Source organism: Streptomyces sp. NPDC059788 (assembly GCF_042732265.1).
GTDB lineage: Bacteria > Actinomycetota > Actinomycetes > Streptomycetales > Streptomycetaceae > Streptomyces.
In genome coordinates this window covers 57,200-78,327 of the sequence record NZ_JBHWHY010000031.1, presented here as the reverse complement: position 1 = coordinate 78,327, position 21,128 = coordinate 57,200, and the positions used below count along the sequence as shown (strand labels likewise).

At 72.9% G+C, this 21,128-nt stretch carries 21 protein-coding genes; 12 read left to right on the top strand and 9 right to left on the bottom strand.

Annotated features, from left to right (window positions below; translation table 11 throughout):
- Positions 1-35: 35 nt before the first annotated feature.
- The 11 genes from ACFV57_RS26065 to ACFV57_RS26015 all read left to right on the top strand — a co-directional run bounded on the left by ACFV57_RS26065 (position 36) and on the right by ACFV57_RS26015 (position 11,267).
- The gene (locus ACFV57_RS26065) at positions 36-512 is read left to right on the top strand and encodes a hypothetical protein (protein WP_385237020.1); all 477 of its coding nucleotides are present in this window, start codon (positions 36-38) and stop codon (positions 510-512) included.
- Positions 509-1,714 carry an ABC transporter substrate-binding protein gene (locus ACFV57_RS26060; RefSeq protein ID WP_385237017.1) on the top strand — a complete coding sequence of 402 codons (1,206 nt, stop codon included), beginning with the start codon at positions 509-511 and terminating at the stop codon, positions 1,712-1,714. The genes ACFV57_RS26065 and ACFV57_RS26060 overlap by 4 nt, the downstream gene beginning before the upstream one ends.
- Positions 1,711-2,757 (top strand): FecCD family ABC transporter permease, encoded by a 1,047-nt coding sequence (locus ACFV57_RS26055; RefSeq protein WP_385237014.1) that lies wholly within the window; start codon positions 1,711-1,713, stop codon positions 2,755-2,757. Before ACFV57_RS26060 ends, ACFV57_RS26055 begins: the two co-directional genes overlap by 4 nt.
- Positions 2,754-3,848: an ABC transporter ATP-binding protein gene (locus ACFV57_RS26050; RefSeq protein ID WP_385237011.1), complete on the top strand. Its 1,095-nt coding sequence runs from the start codon at positions 2,754-2,756 to the stop codon at positions 3,846-3,848. The genes ACFV57_RS26055 and ACFV57_RS26050 overlap by 4 nt, the downstream gene beginning before the upstream one ends.
- A gap of 556 nt (positions 3,849-4,404) precedes the next feature.
- Positions 4,405-4,833 carry a hypothetical protein gene (locus ACFV57_RS26045; protein ID WP_385237008.1) on the top strand — a complete coding sequence of 143 codons (429 nt, stop codon included), beginning with the start codon at positions 4,405-4,407 and terminating at the stop codon, positions 4,831-4,833.
- Between the two features lie 220 nt (positions 4,834-5,053).
- Positions 5,054-5,932 (top strand): sulfotransferase domain-containing protein, encoded by an 879-nt coding sequence (locus ACFV57_RS26040; protein WP_385237005.1) that lies wholly within the window; start codon positions 5,054-5,056, stop codon positions 5,930-5,932.
- A gap of 62 nt (positions 5,933-5,994) precedes the next feature.
- On the top strand, positions 5,995-6,765 hold the full coding sequence (locus ACFV57_RS26035) for a class I SAM-dependent methyltransferase (RefSeq protein WP_385237002.1): 771 nt from the start codon (positions 5,995-5,997) through the stop codon (positions 6,763-6,765).
- Positions 6,762-9,248 (top strand): PEP-utilizing enzyme, encoded by a 2,487-nt coding sequence (locus ACFV57_RS26030; protein ID WP_385236999.1) that lies wholly within the window; start codon positions 6,762-6,764, stop codon positions 9,246-9,248. The genes ACFV57_RS26035 and ACFV57_RS26030 overlap by 4 nt, the downstream gene beginning before the upstream one ends.
- Positions 9,245-9,853 carry a gamma-glutamyl-gamma-aminobutyrate hydrolase family protein gene (locus tag ACFV57_RS26025; protein ID WP_385236997.1) on the top strand — a complete coding sequence of 203 codons (609 nt, stop codon included), beginning with the start codon at positions 9,245-9,247 and terminating at the stop codon, positions 9,851-9,853. Before ACFV57_RS26030 ends, ACFV57_RS26025 begins: the two co-directional genes overlap by 4 nt.
- The gene (locus ACFV57_RS26020; RefSeq protein ID WP_385236994.1) at positions 9,850-10,674 is read left to right on the top strand and encodes an NTP transferase domain-containing protein; all 825 of its coding nucleotides are present in this window, start codon (positions 9,850-9,852) and stop codon (positions 10,672-10,674) included. The genes ACFV57_RS26025 and ACFV57_RS26020 overlap by 4 nt, the downstream gene beginning before the upstream one ends.
- Positions 10,675-10,688: 14 nt before the next feature.
- Positions 10,689-11,267 (top strand): adenylyl-sulfate kinase, encoded by a 579-nt coding sequence (locus ACFV57_RS26015; RefSeq protein WP_385236991.1) that lies wholly within the window; start codon positions 10,689-10,691, stop codon positions 11,265-11,267.
- Positions 11,268-11,328: 61 nt separating this feature from the next.
- Here the strand turns inward: ACFV57_RS26015 and ACFV57_RS26010 are convergent, their stop codons facing one another.
- The 3 genes from ACFV57_RS26010 to ACFV57_RS26000 form a co-directional block, all read right to left on the bottom strand.
- Entirely contained in the window at positions 11,329-12,024 is a 696-nt protein-coding gene (locus ACFV57_RS26010; RefSeq protein WP_385236988.1) for a lipoprotein, read from the bottom strand.
- Positions 12,025-12,212: 188 nt separating this feature from the next.
- On the bottom strand, positions 12,213-13,022 hold the full coding sequence (locus tag ACFV57_RS26005; protein ID WP_385236985.1) for an SDR family NAD(P)-dependent oxidoreductase: 810 nt from the start codon (positions 13,020-13,022) through the stop codon (positions 12,213-12,215).
- Positions 13,019-13,438 carry an antibiotic biosynthesis monooxygenase family protein gene (locus ACFV57_RS26000; protein ID WP_385236982.1) on the bottom strand — a complete coding sequence of 140 codons (420 nt, stop codon included), beginning with the start codon at positions 13,436-13,438 and terminating at the stop codon, positions 13,019-13,021. Before ACFV57_RS26000 ends, ACFV57_RS26005 begins: the two co-directional genes overlap by 4 nt.
- Positions 13,439-13,800: 362 nt before the next feature.
- Between ACFV57_RS26000 and ACFV57_RS25995 the strand changes: the two genes are divergently transcribed.
- Positions 13,801-14,472, top strand: a complete 672-nt coding sequence (locus ACFV57_RS25995; RefSeq protein WP_385236979.1) for a phosphatase PAP2 family protein — start codon at positions 13,801-13,803, stop codon at positions 14,470-14,472.
- A 37-nt stretch (positions 14,473-14,509) separates the two neighbouring features.
- Here the strand turns inward: ACFV57_RS25995 and ACFV57_RS25990 are convergent, their stop codons facing one another.
- Genes ACFV57_RS25990 through ACFV57_RS25965 form a run of 6 tightly spaced genes read right to left on the bottom strand, consistent with a single transcriptional unit; the run spans position 14,510 to position 21,103 of the window.
- The gene (locus ACFV57_RS25990; RefSeq protein WP_385236976.1) at positions 14,510-15,835 is read right to left on the bottom strand and encodes a glutamate-1-semialdehyde 2,1-aminomutase; all 1,326 of its coding nucleotides are present in this window, start codon (positions 15,833-15,835) and stop codon (positions 14,510-14,512) included.
- A gap of 7 nt (positions 15,836-15,842) precedes the next feature.
- Entirely contained in the window at positions 15,843-16,394 is a 552-nt protein-coding gene (rfbC, locus tag ACFV57_RS25985) for a dTDP-4-dehydrorhamnose 3,5-epimerase (RefSeq protein WP_385236973.1), read from the bottom strand.
- The gene (locus tag ACFV57_RS25980) at positions 16,391-17,599 is read right to left on the bottom strand and encodes a polysaccharide pyruvyl transferase family protein (RefSeq protein WP_385236970.1); all 1,209 of its coding nucleotides are present in this window, start codon (positions 17,597-17,599) and stop codon (positions 16,391-16,393) included. The genes rfbC and ACFV57_RS25980 overlap by 4 nt, the downstream gene beginning before the upstream one ends.
- On the bottom strand, positions 17,596-18,543 hold the full coding sequence (locus ACFV57_RS25975; protein ID WP_385236967.1) for a glycosyltransferase family 2 protein: 948 nt from the start codon (positions 18,541-18,543) through the stop codon (positions 17,596-17,598). The genes ACFV57_RS25980 and ACFV57_RS25975 overlap by 4 nt, the downstream gene beginning before the upstream one ends.
- A complete protein-coding gene (locus ACFV57_RS25970) occupies positions 18,540-19,853 on the bottom strand; it encodes a hypothetical protein (protein WP_385236964.1) in 1,314 nt (437 codons plus the stop codon). Before ACFV57_RS25970 ends, ACFV57_RS25975 begins: the two co-directional genes overlap by 4 nt.
- The gene (locus ACFV57_RS25965; protein ID WP_385237174.1) at positions 19,850-21,103 is read right to left on the bottom strand and encodes a DUF4910 domain-containing protein; all 1,254 of its coding nucleotides are present in this window, start codon (positions 21,101-21,103) and stop codon (positions 19,850-19,852) included. The genes ACFV57_RS25970 and ACFV57_RS25965 overlap by 4 nt, the downstream gene beginning before the upstream one ends.
- Between the last annotated feature and the right edge of the window lie 25 nt (positions 21,104-21,128).

Below are 21,128 nucleotides of genomic sequence, written 5' to 3'. Positions count from 1 at the left end.
CGGCCGTCGGTCCAGAAAAACAGGGGGAGATACACATGCAGTCGACGAACGCCGAGTTGGTGTGGCAGGGCCGGGTCCACCTGGGGGACGAACCGGGAACCTACGGTGACGCCGCGTACAGCGGACTCACCACGGAACTGCCGCTCACCGTGACACGCATCAACACCATCGACGCGCAGGAACAGACCACGCTGGTACTGAAGACCGAGGACCTGCGCACCTACCAGGGCTACCCCGGCCACCGCCTTGAGGTCTTCCTCTTCACACCGGAGCCGGCCGACCCCGCCCACTGGTCCCGCAGCACCGTGGCCGACGTCCGCCTGTCGGGCGAAGGAGACCGGTGGGAGTGCCCGGTGAAGCTCGTGGGCAACTCCGCCCAGTACAGGCTGAGCGTACGGATCACCGTCGACACCACGGTCCCCGCGGGCCTGTACGACGACTTCGTCGTCACCCGCCTGCTCCACCGGCCGCTCGACCACGGGTTCGTGGCCGCGCTCGGATTCCGGGCGTGAGACCGCGCCGGAGCGCACCGGCGGCCGCCGGTGCGCTCCTGGCGACGCTCCTCGCGCTCACTTCGTGCGGGGGTCCCGCCGAACGGGAGGCCGGGGACCGACGTGCCGGCTGCATCCGTGACTTCTCGCCGGACCAGGACTACTTCCCGGTCAAGTCGAAGGTGACGCACGCGACCAACTTCACCCTGCGGTACGAGAAGAGTTACCAGGTCCTCACGGTCCGGCAGCCCTATCCCAAAGCGGCCCCCGAGTCCTACGTCCTCGTCAGGTGCGGCGCGCCGAAACCGCGCCTGACCGGCGAGCTGGCGAAGGCACAGCAGATCACCGTGCCGGTCCGGAGCCTGTACTCGGCATCCACCACGCAACTGCCGCTGCTGACCGAGACGGGAGCCGCCGGCGTCCTCACCGGCGTGGCCGACGGTGCCTACGTGGTCTCGCCGGACATCCGCCGGAGGATCGACGCGGGGCGCGTCGGCCAGTACGCGCGGGGCGGCGGCATCGCCACCGAAAAGGTCATCGGGGCCCGTCCCGACGTGCTCGTCTCGGCCGGGTACGACGATCCGCAGTACCCCAAGCTCCGCAGGGCCGGCATCCCCGTCGTCTCCGACGCCGAATGGCTTGAGTCCACGCCGCTCGGCCGGGCCGAATGGATCAAGGCCATGGCCGCGCTGACCGGCTCGGAGCGCCGGGCCAACCAGGTGTTCGACGGTGTGGTCACCGGCTACACCCGCGCCGCCCGGGCGGCGGCCGGGTACGGGGCTCCCGTGAAGGTGCTGTCCGGCAGCATGTACGAAGGCACCTGGTTCATGGCGGCGGGCGGCTCGTACGTCGGCCGGCTGATCCGCGACGCCGGCGGCACCTACCCCTGGGCGGGGCGGACCGGCACCGGCAGCCTCCAGCTGAGCTTCGAGACCGTCTACGCCAAGGGCGGCGACGCCCGCATCTGGCTCACCGACCAGACCTGGCGGACGACCGCCGACGCGAAAGCGGCCCACTCCGGCTTCGGCCGGCTGGCCGCCGTCACCGACGGCGAGGTGTGGACCAACACCAAGGCCCTCGGCCCCGGCGGCGGCAACGACTTCTACCAGCGCGGCGTCCTCCACCCCGACCTGGTCCTGGCCGATCTGACGGCCATCCTCCACCCCGACCGGTCGCCGGGGCAGCACCGGTTCACCTTCTACCGCAAGGTGTCCCGCGGGTGAGGTTTCCCCGGCGCGCCCTCGTGCTGGCCGGTCTGGCAGCCGCGACAGCGGTGCAGTTCGTGCTCGTGCTGGTACTCGGTCCGTACCACGTCCCCGTCGGCGAGGTGCTGCGTGTCCTTTCCGGCCAGCACGCGGCCGACCCCCGCTGGGCGGTGATCATCCAGGAGGTACGGCTGCCCAGGGCGCTCACGGCCGTCGCCGCCGGTGCGGGCATCTCCGCGGCGGGCGTGCAGACCCAGGCGCTCTTCCGCAACCCCCTGGCCGACCCGTACTCGCTCGGCCTGAGCGCCGGTGCCTCCATGGGCGTCGCGCTCACGGTCCTCGGCATCGGCGGCACGGCCGGCGCGTTCGCCGAGGGCCTCCAGGGAGCGGGGAGGATCGGGGTGGTGATCGCCGCGGCCTGCGGCGCCGCCGCCGTCCTGATGCTCGTCATGCTGCTTGCCCGGCGGGTCCGCTCGACGGTCGTCCTGCTGCTCGTCGGCGTCATGCTCGGCTCGGCCACCGCTGCCCTGGTCAGCATGCTGATGGTGTACGCCAGGCCGGAGAGCGCCCAGCAGTTCGTGCTGTGGAGCCTGGGCAGCTTCACCGCCACCACCTGGCCGGACCTCGAAGTGATGCTCCCCGCCACCGCGCTCGGGCTGGTGGCCGCCCTGCTCGGAACCAAGACGCTCAACGCCCACCTCCTCGGGGTCGGGTACGCGCGGAGCATGGGGGTGAACGTACGGCGCAGCCGCGACCTGGTGCTGCTGGGCACCTCGCTGCTCGCCGGGTCCGTCACGGCCTTCTGCGGCCCGGTCGCCTTCCTCGGACTGGCCGTGCCCCACCTGACCAGGCTCGCCCTGGGCACCTCCGACCACCGGGTCCTGGTCCCCGGCGCCATGGTCGGGGGCTCCTGCCTGGCCCTGGCCTGCGTCCTGATCAGCCAGCCACCGGGAACCGAGATGACGTTCCCGCTCAACGCCGTCACGTCGCTCTTCGGCGCGCCGCTCGTGATCGTCCTGCTGCTGCGCAGCCGACGGGCTCTGCGAGGCGTGACGGCATGACGGTACGGGGCCCGGCGGCGTCGGACGGCGCCGCGGCGCGGGAGGGGATCGCCGTCCGTGCCCTCACCGTCGGACACCGCTCCCGTACGTGGCGCGGCACCACCCGGTACCACGCCGTCCTGACCGGGCTCGACCTGACCGCGCGCCCTGGCGAGCTGACGGTCCTCCTCGGACCCAACGGCGCCGGGAAGACCACGCTGCTCCACACGCTGTGCGGCCTGCTGCCACCACTCGCGGGAACCGTCGGCGTCGCGGGCCTGGACATCGCCGCCTGCCCACCCGCCGAGGTCGCCCGCCACCTCGCCGTCGTGCTGACCGACAGGGTGGATGCGGGCCTGCTGTCGTCCCGGGAAGTGGCCGGGCTCGGCCGCCATCCCCACACCGGCTTCTCCGGCCGGCTCACGGCGCACGACCACGCGGTCGTGCGGTGGGCCCTGGACGCGGTGGGCGCCGGCGCACTCGCCGACCGCCCGGCGGCCGAACTGTCCGACGGCGAACGCCAACGCGTCCTCATCGCCCGGGCCCTCGCCCAGGAACCGCGCGCTATCCTGCTGGACGAGCCCACCGCCTTCCTGGACGTACCGTCCAGGGTCGCCATCACCGCACTCCTGCGCGACCTCGCCCGCGACCGCGGCCTCACCGTCATCGCCAGCACGCACGACCTGGAACTGGCCCTCCGTACGGCGGACACGGCCTGGCTGCTCGATCGCGGCGCACGGCTGCACTCCGGGGCGCCGGAGGACCTCATCGCCTCCGGAGCCCTCGCCGCCGCCTTCGCGGCAGGACACCTCGACTTCGACCCCGCGGCCGCCGGCTTCCGTCCCCGGCTCGCCACCCGCGGCACCGCAGCCGTACACGCACCCGAGGACCTGCGCCCGCTCCTCCTGAGGACGCTGTATCGGGAGGGGTTCGTCCTCGCGCCCGATGAGGCGGAGGTGGATGTGGAGGTGAAGGTGGAGGGGGAGGCGAAGACGCAGGCGGAGGCCGGGGCGACGCTGGGAGGTGTGCTGACGGCGCGTCGGAAGGGCGTGGTCGTGCCCGTCGGGAGCTTCCAGGAACTGGCACGGGCGCTTCGGGGCGCTTTGGCGTAGGGGCGTGGGGCTGGCGGAGAGTTGCGGGGTGAGCGGGGTGCTTTCCGTACGACGCCTACAGCAATGTCTTCTCCGTCGGCTGGGCCGCCTGAGCCCGGCTGTGCGAAGCCGACCGTGTTCCTGGCTGGTTCACGCTGTTGACGCTCCGGCGCTGCTCGCTCAGGGTGCCGCGGTCGAGGCCCGTACGGTATTCGGCTGCGGCTCGGAGGCCGTCGGCCGGCGTGGGGCCACGGGACGCGAGACGGCTCCTGGGACGCGAGTGACGGGCGCCGCGTCTGGTGCGCGGAAGCCGGGCCCCACGGCGCGGGAGGGATGGGGCCCGCGCCGGCGCGTCGCGCTTCGGCGCCCGCGCCGGGCCGCCGCCCCCAGCGGTACGTGATCCGCCCGCGAGCGGCGGAAGGCCCGGGGGACCCGTTACCCGGCGTCATCAACCCTCCTAATTCAAGGCCGAGTTGACGAACAATTCCCGCCTCCGCGCATTCTTGGACTTACGGTGCCGGTGTGCTTAAGATCGCCCTCGTACCGACATTTTCCGTGGAGCATGTGGGGGCGGCGCGTGGGATTACCGGTCAAGGACGCAGATAACCCCGTCGGCCCTGTCGACTCCGCCGGTTCCGTCGGCTCCGGGCGACGCGCCGAAACCGCCCCGCAGGGCCCGCTGACCGCCGAGGACACCGCGCAGGCGCCCGGTCACGCGGCGCGGCCGGCCCACGCGCCGCTCACCGCGTGGGTATCCCCAGGATTGCTGGATCACCGTTCAGGCAACGGGAGTTCCGGCGCGCCGGGGGAGACGGCGCAGCGTTATGGCGCGGCGACGTACGGCAATAGTGACCAGGCCCGGCAATTCCTCGCCAGTACCGCGTCGCGTTGCCCCGGAGCTTTCATCCGGCTCGCCGAGGAGCGGCAATACCCGGGGCGTGAGGGCCTGTTCACCGCGGTGCCGGCAGGTGTCAACGCACTGCTGGTCGCCGGCAAGTCCGACTGATCGGCCGGGCCGGGACCGCTGTAAGCCGCCCGCTGCCCACCTCGCCGTAAGTCTTCCGCCACCTTCCCGCGCCCTCCGGCCGGGTGCGGGCCGTCGTCGCGCCCCGCTCCGCAGACCGCCGCGGCCGTCCTCGGCGCACCGCGCCGACCCGGTGTCCGTTGGCGCGACGTGCGGCCACCACCGCACCGCACTCCCGATACACAGCGACGAAGGGAACGACATGACCGACGCGCAACCGCAGAATCTCTTCCAGCGGCACCGGCGCAACGCCGCGCGCCTGGACGAACGGGACGTCGTGATCGCGGGCTACCCGGCCTCCGGCTCCGCGCTCCTGGGCAACATCCTCATCGAACTCGGCCTGGGGTACGTCGATCCGTACACCGAAGAGGTCAAGGCGGACGGCACGACCGCGGTGGTGGGGGACCTGGTGGACTTCCGGCACCGGCTGGCCGCCACCGCCGCCCGCGACCACGGGCAGCTCGCCGGCGACGCGGCGGCCGAGGACGAACCGCGGTTCTTCAGAAACCACCTCTACCCCGAGCACTTCGACCACGACCGGCTGGGCGGCGCCGTGCTGCTGGTCCGCGATCCGCGGGACGCCGTGTACTCCTCGTACAAGTTCTTCAACCGTTTCGCGCCCAGGCTCCTGCCGGATCGGCTCAAGGGGCAGGGGACGTTCGCCGAGTTCCTCGACGACGTCGGCATCAACGAGGAGCCGCCGGTCGAGGGCTGGACCGGTTTCTGCCGCAGCTGGCACACGGCGCTGCCCGGCTTCCGCCGCAGCGCCGTGGTCCGGTTCGAGGACCTGAAGGCCGACCCCGAGGCCGCGACGGCCGCCCTGCTCACGGCGTTCGGCGTGACCCGGACGCCGGAGGCGATCGCCCGTGCCACCGGCCGCAGTTCGTATGACCGCATGCGCGCCCACGAGGAGAAGGTGTCCGCCGTCCACGACGCCACCGGGGCCGACGGGCCCCGCATCATGCGGCGCGGCAAGGTCGGCGAGTGGCGGGAGTGGTACGGCGACGAGCGGCTGGCCGCCCGGTTCCGGGAGCCGGGGCTGACCGAAACGGCCGCCCTGTTCGGCTACGCCCTCACCTGACGCCGCTTCCGGCACACCTCCCCCCGGCGCTCCGCGACCCTTCCGTCCCCCTGGAGAAGCCCATGAGCACGACCACTTGGTTCGACTACAGCCCGTATGCCATGACCTACAAGGAGCGCCCGGAATACGTACCGGACGTCATCCAGGCCATGCTGCGCACCAGCGGCGTCGCCCCCGGTGACCCGGTATGCGACATCGGCGCGGGATCGGGCCATCTGACCGAGCCGCTGCTGGAGTTCGGGCTGCGTGTCGACGCCGTCGAACCGACCGCCGCGATGCGCGCCCTCGGCGAGCGGCGCACCGCCCCCTTTCCCGGCGTCACCTGGTACGAGGGCACGGGGGAGAGCTCCGGCCGTCCCTCGGAGGGCTACCGGCTGGTGACCTTCGGCTCGTCCTTCGACCGTACGGACCGCCCCAGTGCCCTGAAGGAGACGGCCCGGCTGCTGATGCCCGGCGGGTTCTTCGCCTGCCTGTGGAACCACCGCGACCTCGAAGACCCCCTCCAGGCCCGCATCGAGCAACTGATCCACCACCACGTGCCCGGCTACGGGTACGGGATACGCCGCACCGACCAGAGCGCCGTCATCGAGGAGAGCGGGCTGTTCACCTCGCCGGTCAAGCTGTCCGGCCGTAAGACCTTCCACCTGCCGGCCGACGCCTGGTGCGATGCCTGGGCCTCGCACGCCACCCTCGGCGAACAGGCGGGTGACGCCTTCGGCGCGATAGTCGACGGCATCCGCGCCCTGGTGCGCGCCGAGGGCACCGACCGCATCGCCGTCCCGTACGTCACCCGGGTGTGGATCGCGCGGCTCGGCGACGGCGCGGGACGATGACCGCTCCCGGCGCCCGCCCCCGGGCCGGCTCCGGGGCCCGCCCCGGGCCCCACTCCGACGCCCACCCCGGTACCGGCCTCGGCCCCGCGACGGTCCGGCTCGGGACCAAGGCCGAAACCCTGGAGCGGCTGGCCCCGCTGGTGACCAGCGCGCGGGTGCTGCCCCTGGCGTACTTCTCGCTCGGACGGTGGCAGGCCTGCCGCCAGCAGCTGCTGGACGGCGTGCTGGCCCACGCGTGGGCCGCCGGGCCGCTGATCGTGCGCAGCAGTGCACTGAGCGAGGACACGGCGGCGGGGTCGCAGGCGGGCCGGTTCTGCTCGCTGTCCGGGCGGCGAGGCAGGGCCGAGCTCGCGGCGGCCGTCGACGAGGTCTTCGCGTCCTACGACACCTGGCGGCCCGGAAACCAGGTGCTGATCCAGCCCGAGCTGACCCACACCCGCCTCAGCGGCGTCGCCTGCTCCTGCGATCCGAGCAGCGGCGCCCCGTACACGGTGGTGAACTGGAGCGAGGACGAGCGCACCGACACCGTCACCGGCGGCCGTCGCTCACCGGGCCTGCACATCTCCTACGGCGCCGCTTACGACTCCGCCGTCCAGGCGCCCTGCCCGCTGGTGGCCGCCGTGTGGCGGCTGCTGGCGCAACTGACCGAGCTGACCGGCGAACCCCGGCTGGACATCGAGTTCGCCCAGACCACGACCGGAGAGCTGATCCTGCTCCAGGCCCGGCCGGTGGCCGCGAGCACCGGAACGGTGCCGCCGCACGCGCACCGCGCGACGCTGTCGGCGGTGGCGGACCGGATCGCCCAAGCCGGTCGCGCCGCCCCTCGGGTGCTGGGCGAGCGGCCGGTGTTCGGGGTGATGCCCGACTGGAACCCGGCCGAGATGATCGGGCTGCGGCCGCGCCCGCTGGCGCTGTCGCTGTACCGGCGGCTGATCACCGACTCGGTCTGGGCGCGGGCCCGGCACCGCTACGGCTACCGCGACCTGCGCGGCGTCCCGGTGCTCGTGGACTTCGCGGGCCTGGCCTACATCGACGTACGAGCGAGTGTCACCTCCTTCATCCCGCGCGACGTGCCCACCGGCCTCGCCGCGCGGCTGGCCGACCACTGGCTCGACCGGCTGGTGGCCGCACCGCACCTGCACGACAAGCTGGAGTCGCGGATCGTGCTCTCCGCGCACGGCTTCCGCACCGGCGAGCGGCTGGCCGAGCTGGCGGCGGCGGGCTTCGACGAGCCGGAGCGCACCGCCCTCGCGGGCAGCCTGCACCGCCTGACCGACGAGCTGGTCACCGGCGACCTGTGGGAGGAGGACCTGGCGCTGCTCGACGCACCACCGGCGGCCCTCCGACACGCACCCCGGTGTGCCGACGGCAGCCGTCCGGGCTGCTGCGGGCCCGCGCTCGCCGCGCGTCTGGACCTGTGCGCGGAACGGGGGACGCTGCCGTTCGCCGCGCTGGCCAGGGCGGCGTTCATCGCCACCGAACTGCTGGCGGACCTCGTCGCCGAGAACGTCTTCACACCCGCCGAGAAGGCCGCCTTCATCAGCGGCCTCGACCTGGTCGCCGGTGTGTTGCAGCGGGACTTCAGGGGCCGGGACCGGGAGGACTTCCTCAAGAAGTACGGACACCTGCGCCCGGGAACGTACGACATCCTCTCGCCCCGCTACGACGAGGCGCCCGACCGCTACTTCGACTGGTCCCGGCACCGCCACGGGCCCACGGACGCCCCCGGCGACGGCCACCACCCCCCGACAGGCCGCCGCCACCCTCCAACCACAGCCGACCGGCCGAGGTTCGAACCCTCGGCGGCCCAGCTCGGCCACATCGAACGGCTCATCGCCCGCGAGGGCTTCTCCTTCACCCCGGACCGGCTGCTGGAGTTCATCGGCGCCACCGTCCGCGGCCGGGAACAGGGAAAATTCGCGTTCACCGCGCAGCTCAGCGACGTGCTCACCGACATCCGGCTGCTGGGCGAGCGCCACGGCCTGGACGCCGAGACCATGTCGTACGTGCCTTTCCCGGCCGTCGCCGCGCTGAGCGGCGACCCCGTCGCGGACCGCCGTGCCCTGACCACGGCCGCGGACCGGGGACGCACCGCCTACGCGGTCAGCCGGACGATCGCGCTGCCGCCGCTGGTCACCGCGCCGTCGGACGCCCTCGGCTTCGTGGTCCCGCAGGCCCAGCCCAATTTCGTCACCCAGGGCCGGGTGCTGGCACGGGTGGCCGACATCGACGCCGGGGACCCGCCGGAGGGCGCCATCGCCCTGATCGCCGGCGCCGACCCGGGCTACGACTGGCTCTTCGCCCGTGGCATCGCCGGTCTGGTCACGGCCTTCGGCGGTGCCAACTCCCACATGGCGATCCGGGCGCTGGAACTGGACATCCCCTCCGTCATCGGAGTCGGCGAGGCCCAGTTCCGCCAGTTGGCCCAGGCCGGGGCGCTGGACCTCGACGCCGCCTGCGGGATGCTGGCGGCCCTGCCATGACACTGATCGGCATCTCCCAACGCAGCCTGCCGCCCAACGAGTTCGGCGAGCGGCGCTACGCCCTGGACGTGCGCTGGTTCCCCCTGCTGCACGCCTGCGGGCTGACCCCCGTACCCCTGCCCAACGACCCCCGGCTCGCCCTGCACACCGCCCGCGCGGCCGGCCTGCGCGGCCTCCTGCTCACCGGAGGCGACGACCTCGCCGAGTACGGCGGACCGACCCCCGAACGCGACCGGACCGAACAGGCGCTGCTGGCCTGGGCCGTGGACCGCGACCTCCCCGTGCTCGGGGTATGCCGCGGCACGCAGATCATCCTGCGGTCCTACGGCGCCGAACTGGTCCCCGTGGACGGCCATGTGGCCACGCGCCATGCCATCCGCACCGAGGGCGGGGCCATCCGCACCGTCAACAGCTACCACCGAATGGCGGCGCTCGCCGCGCCACCGCCCCTGCTCGCCACCGCCACCTGCGACGGGACCGTCGAGGCCGTACGCCACCGGCACGCCCGCGTCGAAGGGATCATGTGGCACCCCGAAAGAGAAGCCGAACCCGACCCGCTGGACCTCCGCACGCTGCGCCGGGTCCTGGGAGGAGAACGGACATGAGAGCGATCGTCCTGGCCGCCGGGCGGGGCTCGCGGCTGCGGCCCTTCACCGCCGACCGCCCCAAATGCCTGGTGGAGATCGGCGGACGCACCCTGCTGGCGCGCCAGGTGGACGCCCTGCGCGCAGCCGGTGCCCGCCGCGTCGGCGTGGTCGCGGGCTGGCACGCCGAGGCGTTCGCCTCCACCGGGCTGCCGGTCTTCCTCAACCCCGACTGGGAACGGACCACGATGGCCGCCTCGCTCGCCGCGGCGGAGAGCTGGCTGGCCCAGGAGCCGACCCTGGTCTCCTACGGCGACATCGTCTACGGCCCGCACACCGCCCGCGCCCTGGCCGCCTCCGACGCCGAGCTGGCCATCTCCTACGATCCGCACTGGCACGCCCTGTGGAGCCGCCGCTTCGCCGACCCGCTGGACGACGCGGAGACCTTCGTCCGGGACGACGCCGGGCGGCTGCTGGACATCGGGGGGCGCGCGGGGCGCGTCGAGGAGATCCAGGGGCAGTACATGGGACTGCTCCGCATGACACCCACCGCCTGGGCGGCGATCGAACGGGCCCGGTCCGCCGACCCGGCCGTGGCAGCGCTCGACATGACCGGACTGCTCCGTCACGTGGTGCGGGCGCGCTTGTTGGAGGTCGCGACGGTGCCCGCCGTCGGACCGTGGTGCGAGTTCGACCACCCCTCGGACATCGACGTCGGCCTCGACGTACTCCGGGCGCTGGACGCCGAGACCGCCGAGGCCTCCGAGACCGCCCGCGGGGCGGGGCCCACGGCGGGAGAACCGGATCAGGAGAACGGATGCGTCAGGACAACGGGCACATGAGGACAACGGGGCACATGAAGCAAGGCGTCCTGTGGATCACCGGCCTGTCCGGCGCGGGCAAGAGCACGGTGGCCCGGCTGGTCGCGGACCGGCTGACCGCGTCCGGCGAGCGCCCCGTCCTGCTCGACGGCGACCGGCTGCGCGCGATCCTGCCGGTGCGGCTGGGCTACGAGGCAGGCGACCGCCGCCGACTGGCGAAGTTCTACGCCGAACTGGCCAACGAGCTGGCGGGCCAGTCACAGTTCGTCATCGTCGCCACGGTCTCCCTCTTCCACGAGGTGCACGACTGGAACCGCGCGCACACCTCCGGCTATACGGAGGTGTGGCTGCGGGTGCCGATGGACGAGCTGCGCACCCGCGAGGGGCGCGCGGCGTTCTACGGCTCGGAAGGGGGCTCGGGCGGAGCTACGGACGGTGGCCCGGGTGGCGCGGGAGCCCCGCCCGGCGGCACTCTCACCGATGTAGTGGGCGTCGACACCCGGGCGGAGTTCCCCGTCGCTCCCGACCTCGTCATCGACAACTACGGCGGGACCACTGCGGAGTCGGCCGCCGACCGAATCCTCGACGTCCTCACCGGCGGGCCCCCGGCCTGAAGACTGCCCGGCCGCCGCCGACGTCCCCCCGTCGTCGCCGGAGCCCCGGCCGGCCTGCGGCTCAGGAGACCGGGGCCACCGACTTCTTGGCCCTCTCGTACGCCGGGAGCATCTCCTTGTGCTCGGTGTTGTCGAACCCGCCCAGGTGGACGACGGTCGCGCCCTTCGGCGTCACCACCGCGAACGCCCGTTCCTGCTGAGGCTCGTCCTTCAGCGGGCTGTTCGTCGTGTAGACGACCTCCGCGGCGGCCAGGTCCCCGGCCTTGGTGTCGCTGAATTCCCGCTTGATGACCCTCGGCTGCTCGCTGGTGAATTCCTCCAGCACCGCACGCGGCGACTTCTTCGTCGGGTCCGCGGTCCACACACGGATGAAGCCGATGTTGCCCGCCGGTTTGGCGTCGATCTCGCAGGCACCCCTGACCGACTTGTGGCCCAGGAACTCGCCGAGCAGCTTTCCGCTTTCCGGCGCGAGACCCTTGGGCTGCCACATCTTCGCCACGTCGAACGACACCGGCAGTTCGCAGGGCGTTCCGGCGTTTCCGACCCGGGCGCCCTTCTTCCAGGCGTCGCCCGAGCCAGGCGCCGCCTTCTCGTCCTTCTTCGCCGCATCCGCCGAGGCCGCGGCCGAGGCAGAGGCAGAGGCAGAGGGGGATGCCTGCTTGGCCGTGTCGCCGTCCTTGGCAGGAGTGGACGAGCAGCCGGCGAGCACACCGATCGTGAGCACGGCGGAAACCGCACCCCACTTATACTTACCCATACCGTCTTTCCATCATAAATAGGTCTACAGGCGGAGTAACTTAACCCGGCGCACGTCGAGTGCCCAAACCGTTATTCGAGCCCGGGGATCGCCCGCGCGGAAGCACAACGCCGCGCCCTCGCCGCTCCGGTGGGCGGCGGGGGCGCGGCGGGCAGGGGATCGGCGTCCTCGCCGGTCGTGGCGTGCGGTCAGCTCCCAGGCCGCAGACGGCGGAAGGGGACCGGCTGGTTCAGGCCGCCGGTGACGGGTATGCAGGCGCCGTTGAGGAACGCCGCCTCGTCGCGGGTGAGCATCGCGATCGCGCCGGCGATGTCGTCGGGGGTCCCGGTTCGGCCGCTGGGGGTTAGTGCGGCCAGCATGGTCGGGATCGCGGGCGGGAGATGGCTGCCGGCGTCGGTGGCGACGTAGCCGGGGTGGATGACGTTGACGGTGACGCCCGGCCCGGTGAGCTCGTCGGCGGCGTAGCGGGCGTAGGCGGCCAGCGCGGCCTTGGTGACGCCGTTCGCGGTCATTCCCGGAGCGGAGGGGCCTTCGGCGTGGAGCGAACCGATCAGGATCATCCGGCCGTAGTCCCGTTCGAGCATGCCCGGGGCCACGGCCGTGACCAGCCGGTGCGTGGCGGCGATGTCCTGGCCGACCTTGGTGGCCAGCTGCTGCGCCGGCAGTTCGAGGAGGGGGGCGTGCGGGTAGGGCGCGGCGGCGTTGGCGACGAGGATGTCGATTCCGGTGGTGAGCCGGGCGACGGATTCGAGCAGTCCCCCGGTGCTCTCGGGGGCCGTTTCGGGGGCGGTCAGGTCGAACGGGAGTGCGTGGGCGGGGACCTGGTGCTCCGCCTGGAGGTCGCGTACCAGCCGGTCGGCCTCCGCGCGGGCGCTGCGGTAGGTCGCGATCACGGTGGCGCCCATGGCGGCGAGGGTGCGGGCGCAGGCCGCGCCGATTCCCCGGTTGCCGCCGGTGACCAGGGCGGTGCGGCCGGCCGGCGGCCGTTGGGGGCTCATGCCTGCTGCCCGTCGGGGTGGTGGATCGAACGGACCCGGACGAGCGTCGGGTCGTAGGCCTCCGCGATCGCCGCCGCCTCGGTGAGGTGTTCGCGGACGTCGGGGCGCTGCAGCGCTTCCTTGTACTGCTGCTCACCGGCCCACTGCGCGTAGTTGACGACGCGGCGGCCGTCCAGACTGACGTGCAGGTTCGCGGAGACGAAGCCGGGCACGGTCAGGAATACGTCGCGGGTCGCCCGGTCGAGGGCGTCGACGAGATCGGTCTGCCGTCGCGGGTCGACGGTGAAGACGTTCACCAGGGTGACCAGGTCGGCGTCGGTGGAGATGGTGGTGGTGGGGGTGGTGCGCATGGTGGCTGGCTCCGGGGTGGGGTGTGTGGGGCGGGCGAAGCGGTTGGTGGGGAAGGGGCCGTTCATGCCTGCGTCCGGGCGTGCGTGATCGCTCCCCGGCCCCCTTGGCGTCAGGACATTGACATCAACGTAGGCGTGGCCCGCCTTCATGTCAAACTCCTGACATGGGGGGGCGGGGGTGGGGAATGAGATGCCCGTCGTGGTGTCGTACGTGACCGTTCAGGCCGAGTGCCCTGCGGCCGCAGGGCACAATGTGGGCACGTCGTTGTGGGCGTGCGCTCTGGGGGAGGGACGCCGTGGAGGCGAGCCGGAAGCGGACGCGACGGGATGAAGATCCGCCCCTTCGCCCCGCCGCGAGAAGTCAGGGTTCGCCACACGGCCGACCGGTCCCGGCGGGCGACCGCGGGCCGACCGGGCGCGGTGGGCGGGTGACGCCTACGGTGCTGCCCCCATGGCTGCGCGCGTGGGCCGGGCTGACCGCGGCCCTCGCCACACTGATGGTTGTCGTGCTCGGGGTCCTGTACGCCGGTCACGGCGAGCCCGGCACGGTGGACCGGTGGATCGTCCCGCCGACGGCGGACAGCGTGCGGCCGCCGTGGCGGCGGGTGGCCCTGGCCATGGACTTCCTGGGGGAGCCCGCCGGAGCGGCGACGCTGGTGGTGCTCGCCGTGATCGGCTGTCTGCTGCTTCGGTCCCCTCGCGCGGCGGTCCTCGTCGTCGTCGGGGCCGGCGCCACCGTGGGCACGGCGACGCTGCTCAAGTCCCTGGTGGGACGCACCATCCACGGCGGCAACCTGTCCTACCCGAGCGGGCACACCGCCTTCGTCACCGCGCTCGCCCTCGTGGTGGCGCTGCTCGCGACCGGCCGGCCCGGCCTCGGCCGGACGGCCGGCGCGTCACTGGTGCTCGCCGCGGCGCTGGTTGCCGGCGCGGCCATGGGCTGGGCGCAGGTCGCTCTGGGCGCGCACTACCCGACCGATGTCCTCGGCGGCTGGTGCACCGCGCTGGCGGTGATACCGGCGACCGCGTGGCTGGTCGACCGGGTGGCCGACCGGCGTGCCGACCGGACGGCCGATACCGGTCGCCGGGAACGTAGCTGACGTCACGTCACGTCACGTCACGTCACGAAAGGCCGCCTCACGCCAATCGGCGGAATACGGGCTTCACCGGTCGTCCGGCCAGCCAGGGGGTGGGGTCGGCAGCGTCCAGTGCCTTCCGGTACACCGCACATGCCTGGGCCACCACCTCGACGGTGCGATCGATGTCGGCGTCGTCGAGCGCGCTGCTCACCACGAACGACGGGGCGAGCACCCCGCCCGCGAGGAGCCGGCGCAGGAACAGGGTGCGGTACTCCTGCGACGGACGCCGGTTCTCGTCGAGGGTGGCGAAGACCAGGTTGCTGGCCCGGCCCCGGACGACGAGATGCTCGCCGACACCCAGGCCCGCCGCGGCGTCGCGGACCCCGGCGGCCAGGCGCTCGCCGAGGGCGTGCAGCCGCGCGGTGACGCCCTCCTCCACATAGGTGGTCTGCACGGCCATCGCGGCTGCCAGCGAGTGCGTCTCCGCGCCATGGGTGGTGGACAGCAGGAACACCCGGTCGCCGGAGTGACGCAGCCCGCCCCGCTCCATCAGGTCGCGGCGCCCGGCCAGCGCGGAGACGGCGAAGCCGTTGCCCAGCGCCTTGCCGAACGTGGAGAGGTCGGGGACGACGCCGTACAGGCCCTGGGCACCCGCCTCGGACCAGCGGAAGCCGGTGATCATCTCGTCGAAGACCAGGACGCAGCCGTGCCGGTCGGCCAGTTCGCGCAGGCCCTCCAGATATCCGGGCGGGGGCTCGGTGTGGGTGGCGGGTTCGAGGATCAGGCAGGCGACCTCGTCCCGGTACCGGGTGAGCAGCTCATCCGCCGCGGCCAGGTCCCCGTAGGGGAACGCCACGGTGAGGTCGGTGGTCGCCGCCGGGACACCGGCCGGCATCGGCGTGGTGCCGATGAACCAGTCGTCGACGGAGAAGAACGGATGATCGGCGCAGACGGCCACCCGCGGGCGCCCGGTGGCGGCGCGGGCCAGGCGCACCGCGGCGGTCGTGGCGTCGGAGCCGTTCTTGGCGAACTTCACCATCTCGGCGGTCGGCACCGTGGCCAGGAAGCGTTCCGCGGCCTCGACCTCCACGATCGACGGCCGCACGAAGTTGCTGCCGCGGCCGAGTTCCCGCCGTACCGCCTCGATCACGCGGGGGTGGGCGTGGCCGAGGCTGACCGACCGCAGCCCCGACCCGTACTCGATGTAGCGGTTGCCGTCGACGTCCCACACATGGGCACCGCGGCCGTGGCTGATGACCGGGGCCAGGTTCTCGGGGTACTGGTCGTCGCCCTTGGCGTACGTGTGCGCGCCTCCGGGGACCATGGCGTGCAGCCGCTCGTTCGCTTTCCGCGACCGGGGCAGCCGGAACTGGTCGGTGTCCACGCCGGGTTCAGCTCTCTTTCCGCTTCAGGGCCTCGGCGAGACCCGGAGCCTTCCGGTCCCGCTCGGACATCGTTGTGGGCGCGAGCGGCCAGTCGATGGCGAGCTCCGGGTCGTCGAAGGCGATCGTCACATCCTCGGCCGGATCGTGCGGACGGTCGATGCGGTACGAGGTGTCGGCGGTCTCGGTGAGCGCCTGGAAGCCGTGCGCGCATCCCGCCGGGACGTACAGCGTCGTCTGCGTCTCGCCGGACAGCTCGAACGTGGCCACACTGCGGTACGTCGGTGAGTCCGTCCGCAGGTCCACGACGACGTCGAAGATCCGTCCGTACGAGCAGCGCACCAGCTTGGCCTCGCCCGCGCCCGAGCGCAGGTGCAGGCCGCGCAGCACGCCCCGGACCGAGCGGGACAGGCTGTCCTGGACGAAGGCGTCCGGGTCCAGGCCCACCGAGCGGACCACGTCCGCGTCGAAGGTGCGGCAGAAGAAGCCGCGCTCGTCGGCGTACGGGGTCGGCTCGAAGAGGTAGGCGCCGGCGATCGCCGGGACTTCGGTCGCTTTCACGGGGTCTCCTGCCGGGCGGTCGCTTTGAACAGGGTGTGGCTCAAGGCGGTGAACTGGTGGGTGAGTTGCCGCGCGGTTTCCTGGTTCCGCTCGGTGAGGGTCCGGCGCAGCTCCGCCGATCGCTTCTCCAGCTCCCGGAACTGCTCCAGCAGCCGGTCGGCGTCGATCTCGCGGGCCGGGTGGCAGTACGCGCCGAGGCCCATCCTCGCCATGAGCGCGTCGCTCTTCGCCGCATAGCTGAGCGCCAGGGTGGGCGTGCCGGCCTTCAGCGCGCAGATCAGGTTGTGGTAGCGGGTGGCCACCACGGCGTCGGCCGCCGCCGCCTCCTTCATCAGATCGGCCAGGGTGGCCACTTCGGCGGCCGTGACCAGCGGCGAGTCCACCGCTTCGAGGATCGCGGCGACCACCGTCGTATCGCAGTGGTCGCCTTTGAGCAGGCGGACCTGTCTGCCGTCCTCGACCAGTGCGCGCACGAAGCGGATCGTTCCTTCGAGGTAGCGGCGGTGGATCTCGCCGGCCCTGGCGCGGTCGTCGTTGCCTCCGTGGAAGTCCATGACCCCTACGCAGACCCGGCCGGCCGGTCCTGGCGGCGGCGCCGGCAGGGCGAACGCGAGGTCCGGACCGACCTCGTCGCGTGCGGTGTCCACGCCCATCTCCCGCATCGCGTCGCGGGACAGCTCGTCCCGGTACGACCGGTACGCGGCCAGTCGCGCCGACCAGCGCACCAGGGCCCGGGTCGGCCGGTCGCGGATCGGAGCGGCGCCCACGCCGACCAGCGCGACCCGGGTGCGGAACAGGCGGCCGGTCGCGCAGAGCAGGAAGAGCGAGTACGGGAAGCCCCACGGTCGCAGCGGCAGCGTGGCCTCCAGGACGCCCATGCCCGGCACGATCACCACGTCGTGCCGGCGCACCCAGGCGGCGGTGCGGAAGACGTCGAGGATCTTCCCCAGGCCCTTCGCCGCGATCGCGCCCGCGCGCGAGGCGGTCCGGTACTCCCCGCGGTACCAGTGCAGCCGCGTCGCGGGAATCCGGTACCGGGCCGCGACGGCCTCGGGTCCGCCGCACAGCGCGTCCACGACCGCCTCCGCGTGCTCGGCGCGGAGGTACCCGAGCACGGCTTCGAGCGACCCGTCGTTGCCGAGATTGCCGGAGCCGAGCAGGCCGAACACCCCGACGCGCACGGGAGGCCTCCTGGCGGACGTCATGCCTGCCGCCCCTCTCGTCCCGCCACGAGGGCGTCCACGGAGACCGTGAGCCCGGCCGGGTCGACCGGAGCCCGGTCCTCGACCCGCTCACCGGCGCCCGGCCGGGCCCGGCTGGTCAGCCATGCGGCCAGGTGGCGGTAGCACGCGCGCCGGTCGGCCGGGGACAACGGCGCCCGCCGGACCGCCGCGACGAAGCCCCAGACGTACTCGGCGAGCAGGCGGGGCGTCGGGTGCAGCGGGCCTGCCCGGCGCGGGTCCAGGTTGACGCACCTGGCGCGCTTGCCGGGGTTGGCCCGCTCGGCGCGGGTGGGGTGGTCGCGGCGGAAGTACAGCAGCTCCGGTACCTGGTGGAAGGGCCCGTGCAGGGTGATCTCGGCGACGAACGTGCGGTCCGCGTGGTGGTAGCTGTCGTGCGGCTTCACCCGGCGCAGCACGTCGGCCCGCATCACTCCGTAGAAGTCGTCGCCGCCGGGCTCGAACAGCAGGCTGCGAAAGCGCTCCGGCGCGTGCGGGGAGTCGGTGGCGAGCCCGTACGCGTACGGGACCTTCACCTGGCCGTCGCCGTCGATGACCGCCTGACCGGAGTGCGCGAGGATGACGTCCGGCCGTTCGTCCAGCGCCTGGACGCAGCGCCGCAGCAGGTCCCGGGCGTACAGGTCGTCGTGCGAGGCCCACTTGAACAGCTCGCCGCGGCACTGGGTGAACACGTGGTTGTGGTTCGGCGCGGCGCCGATGTTGCGCGGCAGCCGGATGTATCTGACGCGCGAGTCCGCCGCCTCGTACCGGCGGCAGATGTCCTGCGTCCCGTCGGTCGAGGCGTTGTCGGAGACGACCAGCTCAAAATCCTCGTAGGTCTGGCCGAGCAGGGCGTCGAGCGCTTCGGCGAGGTACTCCTCGCCGTTGTACACGGGCAGGCCGATGCTCAGCCGGGGACGGTCGGTCATGGTGTCCTCACTTCGCGGATGGGGTTGCGGTGGCGCTCGCGCAGCGCGGACCGCAGGTGCAGCCACCACACGGCCGAGCCGCCGACGGTCGCGGCGGCGACGCCCCAGGCCGAGCCGGCCGTACCGGCCACGGCGGCACCGCCGAGCCCGCCGATGACGTAGCAGGCGGAGGCGATCAGCTGGCTGCGCAGGCTGCGGCGGGCCGCCGCGAGTGCGCGGAGCCCGGCCGCCGCGCCGGTGCCGAGCCCCGCGCCCGCGACGCCGAGCGTGACCGGCACGATGAGCTGTGAGGAGGAGTGCCAGACGTCGCCGAGCACGAGCTCGCCGAACCGGCCCGGCATCAGCAGCAGCGCCGCGCCCCAGAGCAGCGCGGCGGCGGCCTGCGCGCCGCCGAGCAGGAGGCAGAACCGGCCCAGCCGGTGCGGGGCCCGCCGCAGCACCCGTGCCGCCTCCGCGACGGTGACCAGCGACAGCCCCATCAGCAGCGCGAGGAAGGGGCCGAGCAGGAGCTCGGCGCCCCGGACCACACCCACCGCGCCGACCCCGACGATCGCGCCGAGCCCGTATGCGCGAAGCTGGCTCGCGCCGCTGTTGCTGACGTTCTCGACCAGGTACCGGGAGCCGAGATCGCGGTGCTCGCGAAGCCACTCGCGCACTCCGGTCAGCCGGGGCCGGATGCGGGACTGGACGCAGCCGTACACCGCGGGCACGGCGGCGGACGCGCCCCAGGCGAGCACGAAGGCGGGGACGCTGTCCACACGGGCCGCCAGCACCATGGCCGGGACGAGCGCCACGGCCCACACCAGGTCATTGACGAACGCCTTCCGCCCGGTGCCCGCGGCGAAGAACGCGAACCGCCAGGCGTCCTGCAGCAGCAGCGCCGGAAGGACGACGCCGAGACAGGCGAACGCGGGCCCCACGCGGCCGCCGAGACCCGCCCCGACCATCAGGCACGCCGCGCCGAGCGCCGCGCCGACGCCGAGCGCGGTACCCGAACAGCGGGCCACCGCTGCGCGCCAGGAGGCGGCCGACACGCCGCTGAAGCGCACCATCAGCGGGTCGGTGGCCAGCCCGCGGGAGACGTTGAGCACGACGCCGTAGGTCACCCAGGCCAGGCTGAACACGCCGAAAGCGGTCACCCCCAGCGAGCGGGCCACGTAGATCCCCACCGCGAAGTTGTTCATGCTGCAGACCGCCTGATCGGCCAGTCCCCAGGACAGCCGGCCCGCGATGGCCCGCTTCGCCGACGGCCGGGCGCCTTCGGCCCGGTCCGTCGCCGTCCTCTTCCCCCCGGCGGTCATCGGCTTCATGCCTTGATCAGAGCGGCGCCGTGCAGGGCATCGGCCGCGGCGGCGACGGTGTCGAACGGCAGCCCGGACCGCTCGGCGACGTCCAGCAGGGTGTGCTCGCCGTCGGAGAGGCTGAGTACCCAGAGCATGGCCAGCTGGGCCTGCTTCGCGTCGCTGCGGCCGCCGAGCGAGTCGTACAACCCGCGTCGGCCCAGCTGTGGTTCGCCGTAGGGGCTGAGGTTGACGTACCGCCGGTTGCGGTCGAGCACGCCGAACGCCTCGCGGCAGACGGCGAGCGTGTCGGCCATCGCCTCCGGGGAGACGAAGTCCGGGTCGTCCGCCGAGGTGTGGTACTCGGGATAGCCCGCGTACGGGGTACGGCTGAGCGAGCCCACGCCGAGATCGAAACCGGGGGAGCAGTACTGCCGCTCGTCGTAGCCGTAGGGGGCGAACTCGACGACGCGGTGCGGGCGTTCGGAGGTTTTGAGTACGTGCCGCAGTACCCGGTCGATCTCCGCGTCGCCGCGCCTGCTCTGCTTGTACGTGAGGTTCCCCGGGTCGCCGGCGCAGGCCAGCACCAGCCCGTGCTTGACCCGGTCGATCCGCTCCGCGTTGCGGGCCAGCCAGGTGACCGCCCCGATGGTGCCGGGCGCGTAGATGAACCGGTAGGTGTAGTACGGCGTCTCCCGTGCCAGCGCCCGTGCCAGGAACGTCGCCACGGCGATGCCCGCCAGGTTGTCGTTGGCCAGCGACGGGTGGCAGACGTGACAGGAGACGATCACTTCGTCCCGGACCTGTCCGGGGACGACGTGCTCGGCGTACGTGAGGTGGCCGTCGGCGAGTGTGGAGTCGACACACACCTCGTACTCGCCGTCCGGCAGCGCGTCCAGGGTCTCCTGGGCGAGGCAGAACCCCCATTGCGGCGTGTAGTAGCTGGTGCGGTACGGCACCCAGGTGGGATGGTCCGGCAGGGTGTGCAGGTGCCCGCGCAGCTCGGCCAGTGGCATGGTCGCCGACACCGGCACGCTGTAGCCGAGCACGTGCAGGCTGGACGCGGCGAAGTCGACGACCCGGTTGCCGGCCGGATCGGCGATGTACGCGCCCCGGATGTTCCACTCCTGCGGCACCGTCCAGTCGAGCACCTGCGTCCCGGTCGGCACCTCGTGCACCTTGAGCGGAATGTACTCGCCGACGATGTCCAGGGTGGCGCGCACCCCGTCGCCGGTGATGCTCCGGCACAGCGGGTACAGCCGCTCCACCAGCGCGTGCATCCGCTTGCCGACCGAGGCCACCGGC

What these genes read in the sequence shown, in the direction of transcription:
- ACFV57_RS26065 (WP_385237020.1), top strand. Translation starts at nt 36, where the DNA reads ATGCAGTCGACGAACGCCGAGTTGGTGTGGCAGGGCCGGGTCCACCTG.
- ACFV57_RS25980 (WP_385236970.1), bottom strand. Translation starts at nt 17,599, where the DNA reads ATGACGTCCGCCAGGAGGCCTCCCGTGCGCGTCGGGGTGTTCGGCCTG.
- ACFV57_RS26010 (WP_385236988.1), bottom strand. Translation starts at nt 12,024, where the DNA reads ATGGGTAAGTATAAGTGGGGTGCGGTTTCCGCCGTGCTCACGATCGGT.
- ACFV57_RS26020 (WP_385236994.1), top strand. Translation starts at nt 9,850, where the DNA reads ATGAGAGCGATCGTCCTGGCCGCCGGGCGGGGCTCGCGGCTGCGGCCC.
- ACFV57_RS26035 (WP_385237002.1), top strand. Translation starts at nt 5,995, where the DNA reads ATGAGCACGACCACTTGGTTCGACTACAGCCCGTATGCCATGACCTAC.
- ACFV57_RS25970 (WP_385236964.1), bottom strand. Translation starts at nt 19,853, where the DNA reads ATGAAGCCGATGACCGCCGGGGGGAAGAGGACGGCGACGGACCGGGCC.
- ACFV57_RS26040 (WP_385237005.1), top strand. Translation starts at nt 5,054, where the DNA reads ATGACCGACGCGCAACCGCAGAATCTCTTCCAGCGGCACCGGCGCAAC.
- ACFV57_RS26000 (WP_385236982.1), bottom strand. Translation starts at nt 13,438, where the DNA reads ATGAACGGCCCCTTCCCCACCAACCGCTTCGCCCGCCCCACACACCCC.
- ACFV57_RS26005 (WP_385236985.1), bottom strand. Translation starts at nt 13,022, where the DNA reads ATGAGCCCCCAACGGCCGCCGGCCGGCCGCACCGCCCTGGTCACCGGC.
- ACFV57_RS26050 (WP_385237011.1), top strand. Translation starts at nt 2,754, where the DNA reads ATGACGGTACGGGGCCCGGCGGCGTCGGACGGCGCCGCGGCGCGGGAG.
- ACFV57_RS25965 (WP_385237174.1), bottom strand. Translation starts at nt 21,103, where the DNA reads ATGCACGCGCTGGTGGAGCGGCTGTACCCGCTGTGCCGGAGCATCACC.
- ACFV57_RS26025 (WP_385236997.1), top strand. Translation starts at nt 9,245, where the DNA reads ATGACACTGATCGGCATCTCCCAACGCAGCCTGCCGCCCAACGAGTTC.
- ACFV57_RS26015 (WP_385236991.1), top strand. Translation starts at nt 10,689, where the DNA reads ATGAAGCAAGGCGTCCTGTGGATCACCGGCCTGTCCGGCGCGGGCAAG.
- ACFV57_RS26030 (WP_385236999.1), top strand. Translation starts at nt 6,762, where the DNA reads ATGACCGCTCCCGGCGCCCGCCCCCGGGCCGGCTCCGGGGCCCGCCCC.
- ACFV57_RS25975 (WP_385236967.1), bottom strand. Translation starts at nt 18,543, where the DNA reads ATGACCGACCGTCCCCGGCTGAGCATCGGCCTGCCCGTGTACAACGGC.